This window comes from Bradyrhizobium sp. Bra78 (assembly GCF_024519855.1).
In the GTDB taxonomy this organism is placed as follows: Bacteria; Pseudomonadota; Alphaproteobacteria; order Rhizobiales; family Xanthobacteraceae; genus Bradyrhizobium; species Bradyrhizobium japonicum_G.
Genome location: NZ_JALJRE010000005.1, coordinates 12,160 through 30,094, shown reverse-complemented (window position 1 = coordinate 30,094; position 17,935 = coordinate 12,160). Strand labels below are relative to the sequence as shown.

Genomic DNA, 17,935 nt, shown 5'->3' with positions numbered 1-17,935 from the left:
TGTCAAACATACCTACCGCGCGGTATCTTTGCTGCGCTACGTTCGAGCTTGCCATGACCACCACCTTCAATGCCTACGCCATGCTTGCCCTCGCCATCGTCCTCGAGGTCACCGCGTCCGCCTTCCTGCAGCAATCGGCGCAGTTCACGCGGCCGTGGCCGACGCTGGCCATGGTGCTGTTCTATGTCGCCTCGTTCTACGCGCTGTCGATCGCGATCCGGGTCATCCCCTTGAGCATCGCCTACGCGATCTGGGGCGGGGTCGGCATCATCCTGACTGCCACCGTTTCCTTCGTGCTGTTCCGCCAGATGCTGGACGCCGCGGCGTTCGTCGGCATCGCGCTGATCGTGTCCGGGGTCGTGGTGATCAACCTGTTCTCGGAGACCACGGTGCATTGATGCCGCCAAGCGCCTATACCCGAGCCAAGCAACCGGAGCAGGTCCGGCGCGCCCTGCTCGACTGCGCCGCAGCCATCGCAATGGACCATGGCGTCGCCGGCGTCACCGTGCAGGCGGTGGCGGCGGCGGCCGGGGTCACCAAAGGCGGGCTGTTTCATCACTTCGGCAGCAAGCAGGCACTGATCGAGGGCCTGTTCGCCGATCTGCTTGCCCGCGTCGATGCCGAGATCGACGCCGCAATCGAGTCCGATTCCAGGCCGGGCGGCAGTTTTACGCGCGCCTACGTCAATGCGGTGTTCACCGGAAAGGCCTTCGGCTTCGCGACGCCCTGGGCGGCGCTGAGCATGGTCGTCGTCACCGATCCGCCGCTGCGCCGGCTCTGGAACGACTGGATCAAGGCGCGACTGAAGCGCCACCGTACGACAGACGGCACGCCGGAGCTCCACGTCGTCCGCCTCGCCGCCGACGGCGCCTGGCTGTCCTATGTCACGACGGGACAGACGCGCATGAGCGCCGAACTACGCGTCGTGCACGACCGGCTGATCGCACAGACGTATCGGCGCGCGTAGCTGCTCCGCTCACCGCCCCCCATAGCCCGGGATGGAGCGAACGCAGGCTACTGGCTTTGCGTTGGCTTGGGCGGACGCGGCGCGGATTTGGACGGCTTGGCACCCGGCTTGGCGCCCGGCTTGGCCGCAGCGCGCGGCGGCGGCGTATCGACCGACACCAGATAGGCGGCGAGCGCCTTCGCCGTGTCCGAACCGGCGACGTAATGGTCCTTCAGGAACCAGGACAGCGTCAGGCTGAAGCGCCCCTTGGCAAGGCCGCGCGGGCTGCGATGGCAGGTCGCGCAACCATCGGCGAAGAGCTTTTCCGGCGACTTTCCGGCATCCAGATTTTGCGCGACGGCAACCGTCGCCGTCAGGACGGCGGCGGCTGCAAGAACCATCAGGGGCGCGATCAGGTCGCGCCCCGGTCGAAACAGCGATGTCAAACGTCGTCCCCCAGCAGGATCCGGAAAAGTGCGCCGCTGTCTTCCGAGGCGATCATGCGCAAACAATAACCTGAAGCGTGACGACAATGCATCCCAATCTCATCGCGCTTCAACCCCGCCTTGCGGTCAGGCCGCCAATAGCTGATCGAATTCGGGCGGCGCGTAGGCCTTGCCGTCCTGGTCGGTGATGACGACCTTCCATCCCTCGCTCGCCCAAACCCTTGCCTTCGCTACGATGACCAACCGGCTCTCGCGAGCAAAACTGCACTTCTCGTTGTCGCGTTCTGCGACCATCTTGTAGGCCAATGCGCATCCCCTTGCGTTGCCCCGCACCCGCTCTTCTCGTGGCAGCGGGCTTTGGCCGCAATTCGCCGGGAGCGTGGCAATTTGGTGCCGTCCGCGGCAGCATTGTGCGGTTCCCGCCAAGCGAGGAGCTTGATCGTGCGCCGCATCATGAATGCGATTCTGCTTGTCGCGGACTTGCCCGGTGAGGACCTGCTGGGCGCAGCACCCGCAGCGGTGCAGATCTCGATCCGCGCCTGCCACCCAGAGTCGGCAGCCGAGCCCGGTTCCGTCGCCGCCGCGACGAAGCCGATAGCATCGGGTCCGCGCTCCGATCAGTGGACGCGGATGATATGGGGGCGGCCGAGATCGATCAGCCCCTGCACCGCCGAGAGGCGGTCGTCGAGGGCTGCGATGGTGAGCAGCAAATTGTTGCGACGCTCGTCCAGCATGCCCATCTCGGCGCCGGAGAGTTTTGTGCTCGTTCGCTCCTTGTGAATCCCGTCGAGGGATTCGCGCAATCCGGCAATCAGGCCGGACAGCTGCTTGGCTTCCTTGGTCATCGACCGCTTCGCGACACTTTGGCGGCGGCTCTCCGCCTGGTTCTGTCTCATCGTCATCCTCCCGTGCCCCGCTGCCCCGAGTGGATGCTTACAGCTTTGAGTAGACCTATTACGATCGATGAAATCTGCCCGCGAAGAACTTTCTTAAATTGTACGCGCAGGGAACCGGTCCGGATCAAACAGAAAGCCCGGCGCGAGCGCCGGGCTTTCCTTGCAAACATCGGAGCGTTTTCTAGTGCTTCTGGTGGCCGCCACCGGGGCCGCCGGCCGGCGCACCGCCGCCGCGCGGCGCCGCGTTCATGTGAGGGGCACCACCACCGCCGCCGCCGACATGCGGCATCGCAGGTGCGGCCGCGCGCGGCGCCGGCATCTGGGCATGCGCGTTCATCGGCGGGCCGTGGCTCACATTCGGCTGGGCGACATGCGGCATCGCGGGCCGGCTCGCAGGCGCGGCTGATACTCGCGGCGCCCCATGTGCGCGCGCCACGTCGTGCGCGCGCGCCATCGGTTGCGCACGCACCGCGGCGCGCTGTGCGGCCTGCTCGTGAAGGACGCGGGCCTGTGCATCGCGCGGATTGCGGCTCTGCACGCTGGTCCGCTCATGAGCGATGCGCTCGCTTCGTCCAGCGCGCGTCCGGTCGGTCGCTACCGCAGCATCGCGCCTGGCGATGGCGGCGTCGTGCCGTGCCGTTGCGGCATCACGGCCGGAGACCGCGGCGGCGCCCCTGGCCTTTGCACCGTCCGACTTGGCACCGTCAGCCTTGGCACCGTCGCGTCCGAGTGCGATCGCCGCATCGCGCGTTGCCGCGCGGCCGATGCGGGCCGCATGCGGATCGATCGTCAGTCGCGTCGCGAAGCGCTGATGCGAACTCCAGTAGTTATTCCAATAGGCATGGCGCCGATACCAGGGCCTTCCCTCGTAATAGCTCGACCAGTACGAGGTCAGCACGAAGGGAACGACTGGCACGTCGATCTCGTCGACATAGTCGGGCAGATAGACGTAGTGATTGCGGTAGAGATATTCGAGATATTGCGACGATACCCAGCCGCGGTCATCCGAGAAGCTCACGTCGCACCAGGCATTGCCGCGCAGGCAGCCATGGATGTTGACGCGGGCGCCCTCGGGGATGCGATCGACCAGGGGAAAGCCCGAACCCGGCCCGGCTCGCAGGCCGGTCGAGACGGTAACCACGCCCGGGGCGGCCAGTGCGGCCGTCGGGGCGAGCAGCAATGCGGCAAGCAACACGCTTCTCAATCTCATGGCGAAGTCCTCCTCGTTGGAGTCGGAACGCGCCAGCGGAACAGGCGTTCCGCCGGGGATGGACTTATCCGCCGAAAGATCGAAACGGAGGCCGCGCGCGGTTCAATATTCATTCGCCGTTCATCGGCGCGGCGCGCAAGACAGCGCGCAAAGACCGCTGTCAGTCCACCTGCCGCATGAACCCGTCGAAGTACGCAGCAAGTGCAGCAAAATCGTCGAGCGGCAACACGCTCGCGACATACTGATCCGGCCGCACCACGACCACGCAACCCGCCTTGCGGTCGATGCCACGCATGGCGAAAACGTCGTGACCATTCTTGATATCCGGGCAGAACATCTTCTCGTAGTCGATCAAGCCGTAGCGGCCTTTGCGCGGCAGCAGCAGCGACGGCATCGCCTCGACGGCGAGTTCGCGATGATCCTGCTGGAAGACCGCGCGCAGGTCGATCACGCTGTCGACGTCGGCGCCAACGGGCGTATAGCGCTTCACCGGCGATTGCCCGGCGTCGCTGAGGAAGTCGCACAAGGCACGAATGGCCGAGCCCGGTGCTGCCGGATTTTCCGCGGGCGAAAACGCGTAGATGCGGAAGCGACCATCGGCCTGCGCTGCGTGACCGAGATGCACCGGCTTGGCGTCGGCAAGCCGGATCACCGGCGCGGAATGGAAGCGCGTTCCGATGACGTAGCCGTGCGCCAGATGCTGGTGGGACGTCGCGCCGGTGAGAGCCGACGCGCGATAATGCGTCGCCGTGCCCGCGGTGTAGCGACCGTGCCTGACGAAATAGTCCTGGGTCCTGGCGGCATCGGCGCCGCCGGCCTTGGCGGCGGACGCAAGGATTCCCGCCCATTCGCGGTCGAAATCGATCAGCTCCTTCGCAACCGCCTGGCGCTCCGCCGAGTAGGAGTGCAAGAGACCCGGTGCACACTGCTTGCGGAGGACGGCAGCGAGCTTCCAGCCGAGATTGAACGCGTCCTGCATCGAGACGTTCATGCCCTGCCCCGCCTTCGGACTGTGGGTATGGCAGGCATCGCCGGCGATGAAGATGCGCGGCAGACGCGTCGCGATCTCGGCCTCCGGCACGTCGTCGAACTTGTCGGTCAGGCGCTGGCCGATCTCGTAGACCGACCACCAAGCGATTTCCTTCACCTCCAGCGTATGCGGCTTCAATACCCGTTGCGCTCTCGCAATCACGTCGGCGGCGGTGATGTTGCGGTTGGCGACGCGCTCGCCGACGTCGAGTTTTGCAAGCTCCACATAGATGCGGACCATGTAGCCGCCTTCGCGCGGAATGATCAGCAGGCTGCCGTCCTTCGCCGACTGGATCAGGGCCTTGAAGCGGATGTCCGGGAAATCGGTCACCGCCAGCACGTCCATCACGCCCCAGGCGTGGTTGGCGGAATCGCCGTGCAGCTCGCGGCCGATCGATTTGCGCACCGTGCTGCGTGCGCCGTCACAGCCGACGACATAGCGCGCCTTGACCGTCTCGATCTTGCCCTCGTTTCCGGCATCGATCCGTTCGAGCCGCACCGTCACGGCATGATCGGCAGGCCCCGCGGCCGGATCGACCTCGAGGTCGAGCAGGCGGCGACTGTAATGGGGTTCGAGCCCGGCCGGCGATTTGCGCATGGTGTCGAGAAAACCGTCATGAATGCGCGCCTGGTTGAGAATGACGTGCGGGAATTCCGACAGCCCGTCCTCGACGTCCTGCACCCGGCCACTGCGGACGATGTTTTCCGGCGTGCGCTCGTCGGGCTTCCAGAACGTCGTCTCGTTGACCCAGCAAGCCTCCTTCAGCACGCGCTCGCTGAAGCCATAGGCGTGGAACATCTCCATGGTGCGGCAGGCGACGCCGTCGGCCTGCCCGACCAGCAGGCGTCCCGGCTTCTGCTCGACGATGCAGGTCTTGATCTCGGGGAATTGCGCAAGCTGCGCAGCGAGCGTCAGGCCCGCAGGGCCGCAGCCGACGATGAGGACATCGACCTCTTCAGGCACGGCGCCCGCTGCGCCCGAGTCCGGAACGCGCGCGGCGGGATCGGCGATTTCAGGATCGCCCGGCTGAAATCCATTGAGATGGAATTGCATCAGCACCTCTCCCATTAGCGTCTTGCCTTGATATTGCTCAGTATGCTGACTATCAGTATACTTGTCAATAATGACGCCCCCTCCCTGCCTCGAGGAGAATTCGGTGAGCGACCCCAACGACATGCCCGGGCATCTGGCGCGCCGGTTTCAGCAGATCGCGGTGGCGGTCTTCCTGGCCGAGGTCGGAGATGCCGGCTTCGACCTCACGCCGGTGCAATACGCCGCGCTCGCGACCATCAAGGCCAATCCGGGGCTCGACCAGGTGACGCTGGCGGGCCTGATCGCCTACGACCGCACCACGATCACCGGCGTGATCGACCGCCTCGTGCAGAAGGGGCTCGCGGAGCGCCGCGCCTCAAGCCGCGACCGCCGTGCCCGCGCGCTCGAGATCACCGACGAGGGCAAACGCACCCTGCGCAGGATCACGCCGGCCGTCGAATCCGCGCAACGCGTCATGCTGCGCGGCCTCAGCGCGAAGGAAGGCGAGGAGCTGATGCGGCTGTTGCGCAAGGCCATCGCTGCCGGCAACGAGCTCAGCCGCGCCCCGCTGCGCGAGATGCAGGCATAATCTAAGCCTTGATCATCCAGGCCTTGCCATCCGTAATTGTCGCAGGCCCGCGAAACCTGGAACTAACCTTCTGCTGCTACGGTCGGCCAAATTTTGCGTTTAACGCGCGATTAACTTTGCCGTTCGGGAGTAATGGATGTTCAGGTTCCTCATTGCGGCGGCGGCCATCGCGCTCTCGACCGTTCCTGCGCTCGCGAACGGCCATGGCGGCGGCGATGCCCCTCCTCCGCCGAAGCCCGAGGCAACGACCGCCCCGGCGAAGGTCGTCCTGACCAAGCAGGGTCCCACGCTCGTCGACCTCAAGGGCATGACGCTCTACTATTACGAGCGCGACACCACCGGCAAGACGTCGAACTGCAACGGCAAGTGCGTCGAGAGCTGGGTGCCGCTGCCCGCAACGGCCGACGCCAAGGCCATCGGCGACTTCACCGTGATCAGCCGCAACGACGGCAGCAAGATGTGGGCCTACCGCTATCGCCCGCTCTACACCTCCCCGGCCGACAAGGCGCCGGGCGAGGCCAACGGCAACGCCACGACGCTTCAGTGGCGCATCGCACGTCCTGAGAATTAGGGCGCGACTCCACTACGCTTACCCGCGCCAGCTGGGTCTCGCCTCGACCTGCGCGTTCTGTCCGGGCGGCAACACCACGACGGTCGAATTGAGCTTCACCCGGTCATAGAGGTCGATCACGTCCTCGTTGCGCATCCGGATGCACCCGGACGAAATCGCCTGCCCGATATATTCCGGCTGGTTGGTGCCGTGGATGCGGTAGAGCGTGTCCTTGTTGCCGGTATAGAGATAGATGCCCCGCGCGCCCAGCGGATTGGCGGGACCTCCGGCGACGCGCGCCGGATAGGGTCCGAGCCGCGCCTGGATGTCCGCCGTCGGAACCCAGTCCGGCCATTCAGCCAGACGGCCGACCCGCGCGACCCCGGAGAAGGCCATGGCTTCCTCGCCAACCGCGACGCCATAACGGATCGCCTTGCCATCGGGAAGCACGAAATAGAGGTAGCGCGCATCGGTATCGACCAGGATCGTGCCCGGCTGTTCCTTGCGCGGATAATCGACGATATGGCGGAGATATTGCTCGGGCACATTCGCCTGCGCGTAAGGCGTGTGCGCCAGCAACTGCCGGTCGCGCGCCGTCATGCTCGCGTCGGTCGATGGCGAAAGCGTCGTCTGCATGCAGCCGCCCAGCGGCAGCAAGGCGACGACGAACAAAGCGAGTAGAAATCTTGGCACCGCCGGCCCCCCGATAGCGGATAGCAGCGCCCCCAGCATCACCAGTTGCTGCCAAAATCGTGCTGAAAACAAGGCACTGGGGAACAATTGCGCGTGTTCGGCAGGCCGGGTTCCATCACCACAAACCGCGGAAGAGCGTCGCATCATCTCCATCCCCTCGCCTTGCTTTGGTCAAACCCGGCTGGACTCGTGCGACATCGCGCCAGGCTCATCAGGTTCGGATGGGCTCACCTCAACAGATCGGCTCGCGCCAATGCGGACGACCAGGACTTCAAAACCAAGGAGCTGCGATGCTCGCGACGCTGAACTCCAGGCAAATCGTCGATGAGATCGTGAAGGACACGGTCAAGGACAACGACCCGCACGACGCGGTTCAGATATCGCCCGACATGGTGCTGGCCTCGCGCACCATCGGCGCCGCGCCCGCGCTCGCACCTGACATCGCGGTCCGTCCGGAGCCAAGGATCGATCCCAGGATCGGTCCCAAGATTGATCCCAGGATCGATCTCAAATTCGCAGCGGAGCCCATACTTCATCCGGAGCCGAAGTTCAGCTCCGCCGCGGAACCGCGCGCGGCGGTGCCCTCGGTCGACACCGCAATGCGCGCCGCGGCCAGTGATGGTCACAGCCGGCAGAAGCGATCCTCCGCGCGAAAATGGCTGCGCGGCGCGTTCGTCACGTTTCTGTTCGCAGGCGGCAGCGCGGCCGCCACCGTGGCCTGGGAGAAACACGGCGATACCGCAAAGCAGATGCTCGCCGAATGGACGCCGGCATTGGCCTCGCTGCTGCCTGCGACATCGCAGACGGCGCCCGTCGCCGCCGCTCAGGCCGCACCTCCCACCGAGCAAGCCGCAACGGATCAAGCGACCGATCAATCTGCGAGCCCACCTGCGGCTCAGCTTGCGGCAGCCGCGCCTGCTGCGACACAGGGCGATGCCACGCAGTCGGTGCAATCGATGACGCGGGATCTTGCCGCGATGGCGCAGCAGATCGAAGCCCTCAAGGCCAACATCGCCGAGCTGAAGGCCGGACAGGAGCAGATGGCGCGCGAGTTGGCAAAGCCAATGCCGAAGCCGATGGCCGAGGCGAAGCCGCCGGTCGATCCGCATGCGCGCGTATCCGCGCTGCCGCCGCGGCCTGCGGTTCGCAAACCGAAGCCGGTCGTGTCGCAAACCTACATGCCGGCTCATTCGCCCGCGCCGCCCGCAGCTCCGCCACCGCCTTCACAGGCTGCCGCAGTCCCGCCGCCGGCCGCTCCCGTTGCCACGACACAGGCCGTTGCCGATGACGACGGACCTGTCGTGCGCCCGCCGATGCCGCTGCGCTAGAGCAAGCGCCTCCGCAGCGTCGCTGTCGCGACATCGCGCAAGCTGTCCGACTCGATGTGATGCGTGGAGTCCGGGTGACTACGGGAGGCGATGCTTCGATCGTCTTCCATCAAGAGAAAAGGCCGTCGGGATCTATGCCGGCGGCCTTCTCTTGCAGCTGCCGGTTCCCGGAGCCCGGTTCTGCTGCAATTCCATGCCTCATGATCACGCCGACATATTTAATAAAAACTTAACGCACTCGAATGCTGCACATCATTTCTGCGCCATAAGCACAGAGATTGCGCGATCCGTTCATTCGATAGATATCGACTCAGTGGTACCATCCGACATGTGTTGAGACTTCCGCCGAAGCTCAACTCGTCACACCGGGGGAAATCGGATGCCCTACTACTCCTTCGATCTCGTGGTTGGTGAAGAGTTCAAGAATCAGGGCGGTATCATCCTCGAGGACATCGAGGTCGCCTCCGATCGTGCCGTTCAACTGGCCACCGAGCTGTCTCAGGTGAAGCCCGAGCTGCAACGGAAGGGTTGCGCGGTGCGCGTCACCGATCGCGATCAGAACGAGGTCTATCGCACGCCGCTCGATCCCGTGCCGGCCTGGCAACGCTAGAGCGTTTTCGAGCGAAGTGTATACCGGTTCGCGTGAAGAAAGCGCTTCAGAACCGATCATGCGCCAGGTCGCCCGGCCGCCTTCGCAGCTGCACGCCATCCCCATTGCGGAGCCGCGCGCCAGCCGCTAGCTTTCCCAAAAATCTGGGGAGGTACCAAGGATGCGCACCGGTTTTCTGATGACGGCCCTGTTGCTGCTGGCGGCGCCGGCCCAAGCGGCCGATCATCCACGTTCGACCTATGTCACGTTGGTCTTGCAGGCCTTCGCCGCCAAGGTCGAATGTCCCGGCACGGATGTCGTCTACCAGGATCTGGTTCAGAAGGCGGAGCAGATGCACCTGCCCGACGGCACCACCGAGAAGGTGCGCAAGGCGATCGCCTGGATGCACACCGGCGGCAAGATGGGCGAGAAGCAGGACGACGATTTGATGGCTGAGGTCGCGGTGGCCACCCAGGCGACCGACCTCAACCAACGCCGCCTTGGCATGCCAAGCTGGTGCGAGGCCCAGAAGACCAACCTCGCCGGCCTGATCCGCAGCAAGGGCGGCTAGCGCCCGCTTTCGCCGCATTAAGCACGCCGCGACGACACCGAAGCTGCGGCAAACAATGGTCACAATCCTCGCCAGCATGCGTTTCTCGTTGAACAGGAGACCCCCATGCGGATTGCCTATCTTGTTTTCGCCGGTGCTCTCGCGACCAGCGCCGCGCTGACTGCTCCGGCCGTGGCGAAGAATTCCAACGCCCAGAAGGGCGAGGACAAATCGACGTCATCGTCATCGTGCAGCGCCTATCAGCAGGCGCCGGACGGCTCGTGGGAGCAGCTCCCCTGCCAGGAGACGGGTGAGCGCGGCCAGCCGCAGACGCAGCACAAGTCCGGCACGCAAAGCTCTGATCAGGGCGAGCGCTGAGCCACCCATGGAGGCGGAACTTCCGGGTTCCAATCGCGTTGAGCCGGCGGCTTGCTGCGGTGGGAGTGCCCGCTAAAATACCGTGGGCAGGGCCAAGGAGCGGCCCCTGGAAAACCAAACCCTGCAAGCGTCTGTGGCTTCGACCGAACTGGAAGACCTGCAACGCCGTCTCAAGGCGCTCGAGGACGAAAACGCACGCCTCAGGGCGCTCGGGGTGGCCGACCAGACCGGGCGTCGCAAGGCGGAATCCGCGCTGGCCGAGAGCGAGGGGCGTTACTGGACGTTGTTCAACTCGATCGACGAAGGTTTTTGCATCATCGAGTTCTTCGATGGTCCCCACGGCCCGCTCAGCGACTACGTCCACGTCGAGGCCAACCCCGCCTACACCAAGCACGCCGGCATTCCCGACGTGGTCGGCCAGAAGGTCCGCGAGATGGTCCCCGGCGAGGCCGACGGCTGGATCGAGCTCTACGGGGGCGTGCTGAGGACCGGCCAGCCGATCCGCTTCGAACGGGAGCTTATCGCCACCGGCCGCTACCTCGAACTGGCGGCCTTTCGTGTCGAGCCAGCCAGCCGCAAGCAGGTCGCCGTTCTGTTCCAGGACATCACGGCCCGCAAGCGCGCCGAGCGGGACTTGCAGCAGCTCAACGAGACGCTGGAAGCGCGCGTGGTCGCGGCGCTCGCCGAGCGCAAGCTGATGGCCGACCTCGTCGAGGGCACCGATGCCTTCGTCCAGGTTGTTGATCCCGCCTTCCGCTGGCTAGCCATCAACGGCGCGTCTGCCCGGGAATTTCACCGCATCTACGGCATCTTGCCGAAGGTTGGTGACAACATGCTGGAACTGCTTGAAGGTCAACCCGAGCATCGCGACGCGGCTCGCGCCGTCTGGGCGAGAGCCCTCGGGGGAGAGGCATTCATCGAGATCGCCGCGTTCGGCAAGCCCGGGCGGACCCGCCGCTTCTACGAGATGCGGTTCAATTGCCTGCGCGACGGCAACGGCCGGCTGCTTGGCGCCTACCAGTTCTCCTATGACGTCACCGATCGCCTGAAGGAGCAGGAGCGCCTTCGCGAAGCCGAGGAAGCGCTGCGGCAGTCGCAGAAAATGGAGGCGGTGGGCCAGCTCACCGGCGGCATCGCCCACGACTTCAACAATCTCCTCACAGGGATCATCGGCTCGCTGGAATTGTTGCAGACCCGGCTCGGCCAGGGCCGGGTCAAGGATATCGACCGCTATGTGACGGTGGCGCAAGGCGCCGCCAAGCGCGCCGCCGCGCTGACGCACCGGCTGCTGGCCTTCTCGCGGCGGCAGACGCTCGATCCCACGCCGACGGATTTGAACCGCCTCGTGATGGGCATGGAAGAGCTGATCCGCCGCACGGCCGGCCCGGAGATCGCGGTGGAGGTCGTCACCGCCGGCGGTTTGTGGCCGACGCTGATCGACGCGTCTCAGCTCGAAAACGCCCTCCTCAACCTCTGCATCAACGCCCGCGACGCGATGCCGGGGGGCGGCCGGCTCACGATCGAGACCGCCAACCGCTGGCTCGACGACCACAGCGCCGGCGAACGCGATCTGGAGCCCGGTCAGTACATCTCGCTCTGCGTCACCGATACCGGAACGGGCATGACGCCTGATGTCATCGCGCGCGCCTTCGATCCGTTCTTCACGACCAAGCCGATCGGCCGGGGCACCGGCCTCGGGCTGTCCATGGTCTACGGTTTCGTACGCCAATCAGGAGGCCAGGTCCGGATCTATTCCGAAGTCGGCCAGGGCACGACCATGTGCCTCTATCTGCCGCGGCATTATGGCAAGGAGTCCGACAAGCCGCCGCAGCTGGCCGCCAGAATCACGGCGCGCCCGCAAGCAGGCCACACTATCCTGATCGTCGACGACGAGCCGGCGATCCGCATGCTGCTGACGGATGCGATGGAGGAGATCGGCTTCAACGTGCTCGAGGCGCATGACGGCCCGGCCGGCCTGAACATCCTGCAGTCGGGCGCCACCATCGATCTGCTCATCACCGATGTCGGTCTGCCTGGAGGCATGAACGGCCGCCAGCTCGCGGATGCCGCGCGCACGACGCGGCCCGCGCTTAAAGTGCTGTTCATCACCGGCTATGCCGAGAACGCTATCATCGGCAACGGTCAGCTCGCCCCGGACATGCAGGTGCTGACAAAGCCCTTCGTGGTCGAGGCGCTGGCAAGCCGCGTCCTCGACATGCTCAAGGATGGGACCGAACGGAGCTGATCCCGATCAGCTTTGGGCAGGGCCGCGCATGATCTTCATGGCGTCGGCAATGTGACGCCACTCCTTGGCCTCATCGGCCTCGCCGCGGTCCTCGCAGGCTCTCGCCTGCTCGGCGGCCTTCGCGATCGCTGCAAAACCATGCTGTTCCAGCATCTGCCGCGCGACGGTGTGGACCTGGACCTCGGACATCATGAGCGCTCTCCCGTTTGAGGAAACCGCGGCGCCCGGCTCGGCGCTCCGCTGCTCTCTGACAACGATTTCGCCGTTGTCCCCGTTCCGCCCGGTGCCGATCACATCCGCAGTCCTCGGCAACTCGAACCGCTCAAACGACGAAGGCGGCCCGCTATGCCCAGCGGACCGCCCTCTCACCCACCCCAAATCTGACGGCGCCGGCCGGATCCCCTACCCGACCGCCGCGCGCTTGCGCTCGAAATCGTTGGGGACCTCGATATCGACCTCGAGGGTCGAGACCTCGTCGCCGCGATCGAGCCGGACGATGACCTTGGTCGGGTCCAGCGTGACGTGCCTGGAGACGACCGCGAGAATTTCCTCACGCAGCACGCCGAGCAGGTCGGGCTGGCCGCGCAATCCGCGTTCATGGGCAAGCAGGATCTGCAGCCGTTCACGTGCGACGGGTGCAGAGGCCTTGTTGCCGCGGAGAAGCCGAAGCAGACCCATGCTCATGCTGCCCTCCGTCGCAGCAGGCGATCCATGAAGCCCTTGCGTTCGGTCGGGACCTGCATCGGCACGGTGTCGCCGCACAGCCGCCGCGCCGCGTCGATATAGGCCCGCGCCGGCGCGCCTTCCGCGTTCGACAGCGTCACCGGCGTGCCGACGTTGGAGGCGCGCAACACGTCCTGGCTCTCCGGGATGATGCCGAGCAGAGGCGTTGCCAGGATTTCGAGGATGTCCTCGATGGTCAGCATCTCGCCGCGCGCGGCGCGCGAGGGATCGTAGCGCGTGATGAGAATGTGCTTCTCGACGCGCTCGCCCTTCTCGGCCCGCACGGTCTTGGAATCGAGCATGCCGATGATGCGGTCGGAATCGCGCACCGAGGAGACCTCGGGATTGGTGACGATCACGGCCTCGTCGGCAAAGCGCATCGCCATGGAGGCGCCGCGCTCGATGCCGGCCGGGCTGTCGCAGATCACCCAGTCGAACCGGCTGCGCAGATCGGCGATAACCTTGCCGACGCCCTCTTCCGTCAGCGCGTCCTTGTCGCGGGTTTGCGAGGCCGGCAGCAGCCAGAGGTTCTCCAGCCGCTTGTCCTTGATCAGCGCCTGCGGGAGCTTTGCAACGCCCTGAACCACATTGATGAGGTCGAACACGACACGGCGTTCGGCGCCCATCACGAGGTCGAGGTTGCGCAAGCCTACGTCGAAATCGACGACGACCACCTTGTCGCCGCGTTGCGCCAGCGCAGCTCCCAGCGCGGCGGTCGTCGTGGTCTTGCCGACCCCGCCCTTGCCTGATGTCACGACCAGTACCTTGGCCATCTCGAATATCTCCTTCTGGTCAGTTCAGCGCGGTAATTCGCATGGTGTTGCCCTGCAGCCAGGCCTGGGCAGGGCGGCCGCGCAGGGCGGCGTCGATGTCGTCGGCGGTCTGGTAAAACCCATCGATTGCAAGCAGTTCGGCCTCGATCTTCTGGCAATAGATGCGTGCGCTCGTGTGACCGTTCACGCCCGCCATGGCGCGGCCGCGCAACGCGCCGTAGATGTGAATGGAGCCGCCGGCGACGACCTCGGCGCCGGAGCCGACGGAGCCGAGAATGGTGACGTCGCCTTCCGGAAAGATCACGGTCTGGCCCGAGCGCACGGGGTTCTCGAGCAGGAGCGAGGTCGGCTTGGCGTCCGTCTTGGCCTCGGCCTTCTTGGGCGCGGTCGGTTCCACGACGCAGCTCCGTCCGCCGGAGAGCAGCGGCGGCATCATCGGGGTCAGCCGGCCCTCCTCCACGCCCTCGATGCCGAGCACGCGGATGTTGCGGTCCTGCAGGCTGGTAAGCAGATGGCCGATACCGGACTGGCTGAGATCGACCGAGGACAGGTCGATCACCACGGGCCGGCCGACGAAGAAGCCAGGCGAGCGTGCGATGGTGGCGTCGATTTCCGCAAGCCAGTCCTGGATCGGAACCGTCGGCACGAACACGAAGGCCACATAGGAGCGCCCCCGCAGGCGCACCATCTGGCGTTGGATTTTTGCTGCAGCCTCCATAGCGGCCGACTCGTTCCCTGTTATTGAATGGTTAACGATGCCGCCGATATGGTTAATGGCCGGTTAATTTCTCCACGGCGTTACGTGGGGGTGGGCTGGTTGGTGCCGCTCGTGTCCCGGACGCGCTGCAACGCGCCAGCGTTGCTGCGCAGAGCCGAAGAAGCGCTGACGGAGGCCGCGCTGACGGCATCGAGCGCCTGCAAACCGGGGACGAGCTCGCCGTTCCTGGAGCCGAGTTCAAGCTGCGAGGGACATCACGGGATCGCGGCGGACGCCGACGATGGCTCAGGCATCCTGAAGGAAGATCGACAGCGCCCGCTGCAATTGCTTGAATGCGCCAAGCCCGATCTTGGCCGCGAGGGCCTTCTCGCTTTCGGCGATCTCGGGCCGCAGCCGGCCGAGAAGCGCGGCGCCGCTCTCCGTCAGGTACAGCACATAGTAGCGACGGTTGATGGCGGAGGCCGAACGCTGCACCAGGCCGCGCCGCTCCAGATGATCGACCAGCCGCCCGAGCCCCGCCCGCTCGATCGACAGCGATTGCGCGATGGCGAGCTGGTTGACGCCCGGATTGGCCTCGATCACCGACAGCACTGAGAACTGCGCCGGGCTGATGTCGAAGGCGGCGAGCCGCCGGCTGACATCCTTGAACACCCAGAGCTGGGCCCGCCTGATGCGATAGCCGAGCGAATTGGACAGATCGGCCGACGCCAGCAGCCTTGGCCGGCCCGGCTTTGCCGGCGCGGCAGAACGCGGCGCGGATCGCGACGGCTTGACGACAGCTGCCCTGCGTTGCGCTGCCTTGGCGGATCGCTTCCTGACGCCAGCCTTTTCCCGCTCCATCGACGACCGTCTTTCACACGCCGGCGCAGCGGCATCAGCCCAGGATGTCCCGGGATTCGATGGACGAGTCTAGCCCAGTCGTCCCGGCTCGGAAAGCAGGGCGGCATCGGCCTTGGCGTTACAGCTTCTACGACAGGTTGCACGGCGAACTCGCGTGCTGCGTCATGTTGACACGACAACATCGCTCGCTTAAGGATCCGGAAAACCTGCCATCGCTCGAGCAGGCTTCAAGGGGAGCAAACGTCCGTGCCGCATCAGGGATGGGCAACGATCCGGATGCCGTGGCGCATCGCGGCGAGAGGCCGCCTTGCCCGCGCGTTGCCTTTTGCACCGCATGGCGGCGTTCCGCGACCTTTCGACGATCCCGACATCTCAATCGACAGCGACATCGCTTGCAGCCGCGGCGAGGCCCGCCTTCAGGGCTGGCGCCGCGCGATGCCGCGTGGACGAGCGCAGTTCAACATCATCAAACTGGGAGGGCACTGCATGAAACGATTACTTCTCGCCTCGACGATCGTGGCCGGTTGGACGGCGCTTGGCCCGCAGGCAATCGCGCACGGACTGCCGCCGGGCGGCGTGGCCCCGCGCTCGTCCTGCACGGCCCTGACCGGCCTCACATTGCCGAACACGCAGATCCTGAGCGCGACCCAGAAATCGGGTTATTGCAACGTGATCGGCATCATCAACAAGCGAGTCTCCACCCAGGACCCCGACCACTTCACCTACGGGATCGGCTTCGCGCTCAATCTGCCCAATACCTGGCACGGCCGTTTCGAGATGATGGGCGGCGGCGGCACCGATGGCAGCCTCCAGGCGGACCCGCAAGGCGCCGCCGGCATCGAGCTCGGCCAGGGCTGGGCCGTCGCGGCCGATGACGGCGGTCACGAAGACAGCGCCAACAACGTCGTCGGCGGCCATCAGGACGACGATGCCAATGCCGGCGGCTCGGCACATTTCGCGATCGACGCCCAGGCGCGCAGGGACTACGGCTACAACGGCATCGAGAAGACCGCCACGATCTCGAAGCAGATCATCGCCTATTTCTACGGCTTCGAGACCGTCCATTCCTACATCATGGGATGCTCGAACGGCGGTCGTGATGCGATGGTCGCCTCGCAGCGATCGCCCTGGCTGTTCGACGGCGTGATTTCGCAAAATCCCGGCTTCAACCTGCCGCAGGCCGGGCTGGCGGAGGCCTGGAACGAGCAGGTGCTCGGCAAGCTGTCAACCAGCACCGACATCAACGGACAGCCGTTCATTCCCGACACGTTTCCGCAGCAGGATCTCCAGGTGGCCTCGGCCGCGATCCTGAGCGCCTGCGACGCACTCGATGGTCTCGTTGACGGGATCATCGACAATTATCACGCCTGCACCGCCAGAAAGGTGTATCCGGCGCTCGCCAGTTACACCTGCGGCACCGGCTCGCACGGCAGCACGCCGCATGGCGGCACCTGCCTGACCGGCGCGCAAGTCGACGCGCTGAAGAAGATCTATGCCGGGCCGGTCAACTCGAAGGGACAGCGGCTCTATTCGAACTGGTTCTGGGATGCCGGAATCTGGACGCCGCCTACCGCACCCGGCGCGGGCTGGGGATTCTGGAACGTCGTCACCGCACCGGTGCCGGGCGTCAACACCGCGATCAACCTGACGCTCGGCGCAGGCGCGATCCCGATGATCTTCCAGACGCCGCCCGTGGTGACGCCGGTCAACGGGCCGAACGGCCAGGAGGCCTTCGTGTTCCGCTTCAACTTCGACACCGATGCGCCGAAGATCTTCACCAGGACGGCGGCCTACCCCGAAAGCGCGATGGACTTCATGGCTGCGGTGTCGACCGACCTGCGTCCGTTCAGGGCGCACGGCGGCAAGCTGATCATCTCCTCCTCCGTCAATGACGGCATCTTCTCCGGTGCCGCCATCGCCCGCTGGTACCGCAACATGGACAGGCACATGAGCGGGCGCGCGACCGATTTCGCACGGCTGTTCATGGTGCCGAACATGGCCCATTGCGGCGGCGGCGCGGCCACCACGAGCTTCGCCGGGAACGAGCTCAAGGCCATCACGGACTGGGTCGAGAAAGACATCGCCCCGGAACGCATCGTGGCGACCAACACCAACGCTGCATCGCCCTATCCGGCCGGCGGAATTTTCGATCCGCGGATCGCCACGAACTTCCCGACCGGCGGCACTCGGCCGCTGTGCGTCTATCCGAAGATCGCCGCCTACAAGGGCAGCGGCATGACCAACGACGCCGGCAATTTTGCCTGCATCGACCCCGGCTTCAAGCCGGGTGGCGACCACAACTTCCATGACGATGACGACGGCCGCGGAGACGACAGGCACTGATCGCCTGCAGGCTCGCTGACGAGCCCAACAACAAGCACGGCGCGCGGTTCTGCTGC

At 65.5% G+C, this 17,935-nt stretch carries 21 protein-coding genes; 10 read left to right on the top strand and 11 right to left on the bottom strand.

Going from position 1 to position 17,935, the window contains the following annotated elements:
• Window positions 1–53 precede the first annotated feature (53 nt).
• Window positions 54–398, top strand: coding sequence for a DMT family transporter (locus tag OC450_RS13135; RefSeq protein WP_256807987.1), 345 nt, complete (start codon window positions 54–56; stop codon window positions 396–398).
• A complete protein-coding gene (locus OC450_RS13130) occupies window positions 398–967 on the top strand; it encodes a TetR/AcrR family transcriptional regulator (RefSeq protein ID WP_256808147.1) in 570 nt (189 codons plus the stop codon). The genes OC450_RS13135 and OC450_RS13130 overlap by 1 nt, the downstream gene beginning before the upstream one ends.
• 47 nt (window positions 968–1,014) lie before the next feature.
• Here OC450_RS13130 and OC450_RS13125 read toward each other — a convergent pair whose 3' ends face one another.
• The 5 genes from OC450_RS13125 to OC450_RS13105 all read right to left on the bottom strand — a co-directional run bounded on the left by OC450_RS13125 (window position 1,015) and on the right by OC450_RS13105 (window position 5,581).
• Entirely contained in the window at window positions 1,015–1,347 is a 333-nt protein-coding gene (locus tag OC450_RS13125) for a hypothetical protein (RefSeq protein WP_256808146.1), read from the bottom strand.
• Between the two features lie 171 nt (window positions 1,348–1,518).
• Complete coding sequence (locus OC450_RS13120) at window positions 1,519–1,725, bottom strand: hypothetical protein (RefSeq protein WP_211385538.1); 207 nt, start codon at window positions 1,723–1,725, stop codon at window positions 1,519–1,521.
• Between the two features lie 284 nt (window positions 1,726–2,009).
• On the bottom strand, window positions 2,010–2,288 hold the full coding sequence (locus tag OC450_RS13115; protein WP_211385537.1) for a hypothetical protein: 279 nt from the start codon (window positions 2,286–2,288) through the stop codon (window positions 2,010–2,012).
• A gap of 181 nt (window positions 2,289–2,469) precedes the next feature.
• Window positions 2,470–3,498, bottom strand: a complete 1,029-nt coding sequence (locus OC450_RS13110; RefSeq protein WP_256807986.1) for an SH3 domain-containing protein — start codon at window positions 3,496–3,498, stop codon at window positions 2,470–2,472.
• A gap of 160 nt (window positions 3,499–3,658) precedes the next feature.
• Complete coding sequence (locus OC450_RS13105; RefSeq protein WP_256807984.1) at window positions 3,659–5,581, bottom strand: FAD-binding monooxygenase; 1,923 nt, start codon at window positions 5,579–5,581, stop codon at window positions 3,659–3,661.
• A gap of 103 nt (window positions 5,582–5,684) precedes the next feature.
• Here OC450_RS13105 and OC450_RS13100 point away from each other — a divergent pair, with 103 nt between their 5' ends.
• Window positions 5,685–6,149: a MarR family winged helix-turn-helix transcriptional regulator gene (locus OC450_RS13100; protein ID WP_211385534.1), complete on the top strand. Its 465-nt coding sequence runs from the start codon at window positions 5,685–5,687 to the stop codon at window positions 6,147–6,149.
• A gap of 136 nt (window positions 6,150–6,285) precedes the next feature.
• Entirely contained in the window at window positions 6,286–6,720 is a 435-nt protein-coding gene (locus tag OC450_RS13095) for a hypothetical protein (protein ID WP_211385533.1), read from the top strand.
• Window positions 6,721–6,738: 18 nt separating this feature from the next.
• On the opposite strand, the gene OC450_RS13090 is transcribed toward OC450_RS13095, so the two are convergent.
• Window positions 6,739–7,392, bottom strand: coding sequence for a L,D-transpeptidase (locus OC450_RS13090; RefSeq protein WP_211385532.1), 654 nt, complete (start codon window positions 7,390–7,392; stop codon window positions 6,739–6,741).
• Between the two features lie 290 nt (window positions 7,393–7,682).
• Here OC450_RS13090 and OC450_RS13085 point away from each other — a divergent pair, with 290 nt between their 5' ends.
• The 5 genes from OC450_RS13085 to OC450_RS13065 all read left to right on the top strand — a co-directional run bounded on the left by OC450_RS13085 (window position 7,683) and on the right by OC450_RS13065 (window position 12,482).
• Complete coding sequence (locus OC450_RS13085; protein ID WP_262048019.1) at window positions 7,683–8,720, top strand: hypothetical protein; 1,038 nt, start codon at window positions 7,683–7,685, stop codon at window positions 8,718–8,720.
• 379 nt (window positions 8,721–9,099) lie between these two features.
• Complete coding sequence (locus OC450_RS13080; RefSeq protein WP_211385530.1) at window positions 9,100–9,330, top strand: DUF6894 family protein; 231 nt, start codon at window positions 9,100–9,102, stop codon at window positions 9,328–9,330.
• 160 nt (window positions 9,331–9,490) lie between these two features.
• Window positions 9,491–9,880 (top strand): hypothetical protein, encoded by a 390-nt coding sequence (locus OC450_RS13075; RefSeq protein ID WP_256807982.1) that lies wholly within the window; start codon window positions 9,491–9,493, stop codon window positions 9,878–9,880.
• Between the two features lie 105 nt (window positions 9,881–9,985).
• A complete protein-coding gene (locus OC450_RS13070; protein WP_211385528.1) occupies window positions 9,986–10,237 on the top strand; it encodes a hypothetical protein in 252 nt (83 codons plus the stop codon).
• A 133-nt stretch (window positions 10,238–10,370) separates the two neighbouring features.
• Window positions 10,371–12,482, top strand: coding sequence for an ATP-binding protein (locus tag OC450_RS13065; protein ID WP_262048018.1), 2,112 nt, complete (start codon window positions 10,371–10,373; stop codon window positions 12,480–12,482).
• A 6-nt stretch (window positions 12,483–12,488) separates the two neighbouring features.
• On the opposite strand, the gene OC450_RS13060 is transcribed toward OC450_RS13065, so the two are convergent.
• The 5 genes from OC450_RS13060 to OC450_RS13040 form a co-directional block, all read right to left on the bottom strand.
• Entirely contained in the window at window positions 12,489–12,674 is a 186-nt protein-coding gene (locus OC450_RS13060) for a hypothetical protein (RefSeq protein WP_211385526.1), read from the bottom strand.
• A gap of 210 nt (window positions 12,675–12,884) precedes the next feature.
• Window positions 12,885–13,166, bottom strand: coding sequence for a cell division topological specificity factor MinE (gene minE / locus OC450_RS13055; RefSeq protein WP_211385525.1), 282 nt, complete (start codon window positions 13,164–13,166; stop codon window positions 12,885–12,887).
• Window positions 13,163–13,978 carry a septum site-determining protein MinD gene (gene minD, locus OC450_RS13050; protein WP_211385524.1) on the bottom strand — a complete coding sequence of 272 codons (816 nt, stop codon included), beginning with the start codon at window positions 13,976–13,978 and terminating at the stop codon, window positions 13,163–13,165. Before minD ends, minE begins: the two co-directional genes overlap by 4 nt.
• 19 nt (window positions 13,979–13,997) lie before the next feature.
• Window positions 13,998–14,696 carry a septum site-determining protein MinC gene (gene minC / locus OC450_RS13045; protein ID WP_256807979.1) on the bottom strand — a complete coding sequence of 233 codons (699 nt, stop codon included), beginning with the start codon at window positions 14,694–14,696 and terminating at the stop codon, window positions 13,998–14,000.
• A 285-nt stretch (window positions 14,697–14,981) separates the two neighbouring features.
• Window positions 14,982–15,536: a MarR family winged helix-turn-helix transcriptional regulator gene (locus tag OC450_RS13040; RefSeq protein ID WP_211385522.1), complete on the bottom strand. Its 555-nt coding sequence runs from the start codon at window positions 15,534–15,536 to the stop codon at window positions 14,982–14,984.
• Window positions 15,537–16,022: 486 nt separating this feature from the next.
• Between OC450_RS13040 and OC450_RS13035 the strand changes: the two genes are divergently transcribed.
• On the top strand, window positions 16,023–17,879 hold the full coding sequence (locus OC450_RS13035) for a tannase/feruloyl esterase family alpha/beta hydrolase (protein ID WP_211385521.1): 1,857 nt from the start codon (window positions 16,023–16,025) through the stop codon (window positions 17,877–17,879).
• Window positions 17,880–17,935 lie beyond the last annotated feature (56 nt).

Excerpts from the sequence above, each read along its gene's own strand:
- OC450_RS13125 (WP_256808146.1), bottom strand. The coding sequence starts at position 1,347 with ATGGTTCTTGCAGCCGCCGCCGTCCTGACGGCGACGGTTGCCGTCGCG.
- OC450_RS13130 (WP_256808147.1), top strand. The coding sequence starts at position 398 with ATGCCGCCAAGCGCCTATACCCGAGCCAAGCAACCGGAGCAGGTCCGG.
- OC450_RS13110 (WP_256807986.1), bottom strand. The coding sequence starts at position 3,498 with ATGAGATTGAGAAGCGTGTTGCTTGCCGCATTGCTGCTCGCCCCGACG.
- OC450_RS13135 (WP_256807987.1), top strand. The coding sequence starts at position 54 with ATGACCACCACCTTCAATGCCTACGCCATGCTTGCCCTCGCCATCGTC.
- OC450_RS13105 (WP_256807984.1), bottom strand. The coding sequence starts at position 5,581 with ATGCAATTCCATCTCAATGGATTTCAGCCGGGCGATCCTGAAATCGCC.
- minC (WP_256807979.1), bottom strand. The coding sequence starts at position 14,696 with ATGGAGGCTGCAGCAAAAATCCAACGCCAGATGGTGCGCCTGCGGGGG.
- OC450_RS13060 (WP_211385526.1), bottom strand. The coding sequence starts at position 12,674 with ATGATGTCCGAGGTCCAGGTCCACACCGTCGCGCGGCAGATGCTGGAA.
- OC450_RS13115 (WP_211385537.1), bottom strand. The coding sequence starts at position 2,288 with ATGAGACAGAACCAGGCGGAGAGCCGCCGCCAAAGTGTCGCGAAGCGG.
- minE (WP_211385525.1), bottom strand. The coding sequence starts at position 13,166 with ATGAGCATGGGTCTGCTTCGGCTTCTCCGCGGCAACAAGGCCTCTGCA.
- minD (WP_211385524.1), bottom strand. The coding sequence starts at position 13,978 with ATGGCCAAGGTACTGGTCGTGACATCAGGCAAGGGCGGGGTCGGCAAG.
- OC450_RS13085 (WP_262048019.1), top strand. The coding sequence starts at position 7,683 with ATGCTCGCGACGCTGAACTCCAGGCAAATCGTCGATGAGATCGTGAAG.
- OC450_RS13035 (WP_211385521.1), top strand. The coding sequence starts at position 16,023 with ATGAAACGATTACTTCTCGCCTCGACGATCGTGGCCGGTTGGACGGCG.
- OC450_RS13070 (WP_211385528.1), top strand. The coding sequence starts at position 9,986 with ATGCGGATTGCCTATCTTGTTTTCGCCGGTGCTCTCGCGACCAGCGCC.
- OC450_RS13080 (WP_211385530.1), top strand. The coding sequence starts at position 9,100 with ATGCCCTACTACTCCTTCGATCTCGTGGTTGGTGAAGAGTTCAAGAAT.
- OC450_RS13040 (WP_211385522.1), bottom strand. The coding sequence starts at position 15,536 with ATGGAGCGGGAAAAGGCTGGCGTCAGGAAGCGATCCGCCAAGGCAGCG.
- OC450_RS13095 (WP_211385533.1), top strand. The coding sequence starts at position 6,286 with ATGTTCAGGTTCCTCATTGCGGCGGCGGCCATCGCGCTCTCGACCGTT.
- OC450_RS13075 (WP_256807982.1), top strand. The coding sequence starts at position 9,491 with ATGCGCACCGGTTTTCTGATGACGGCCCTGTTGCTGCTGGCGGCGCCG.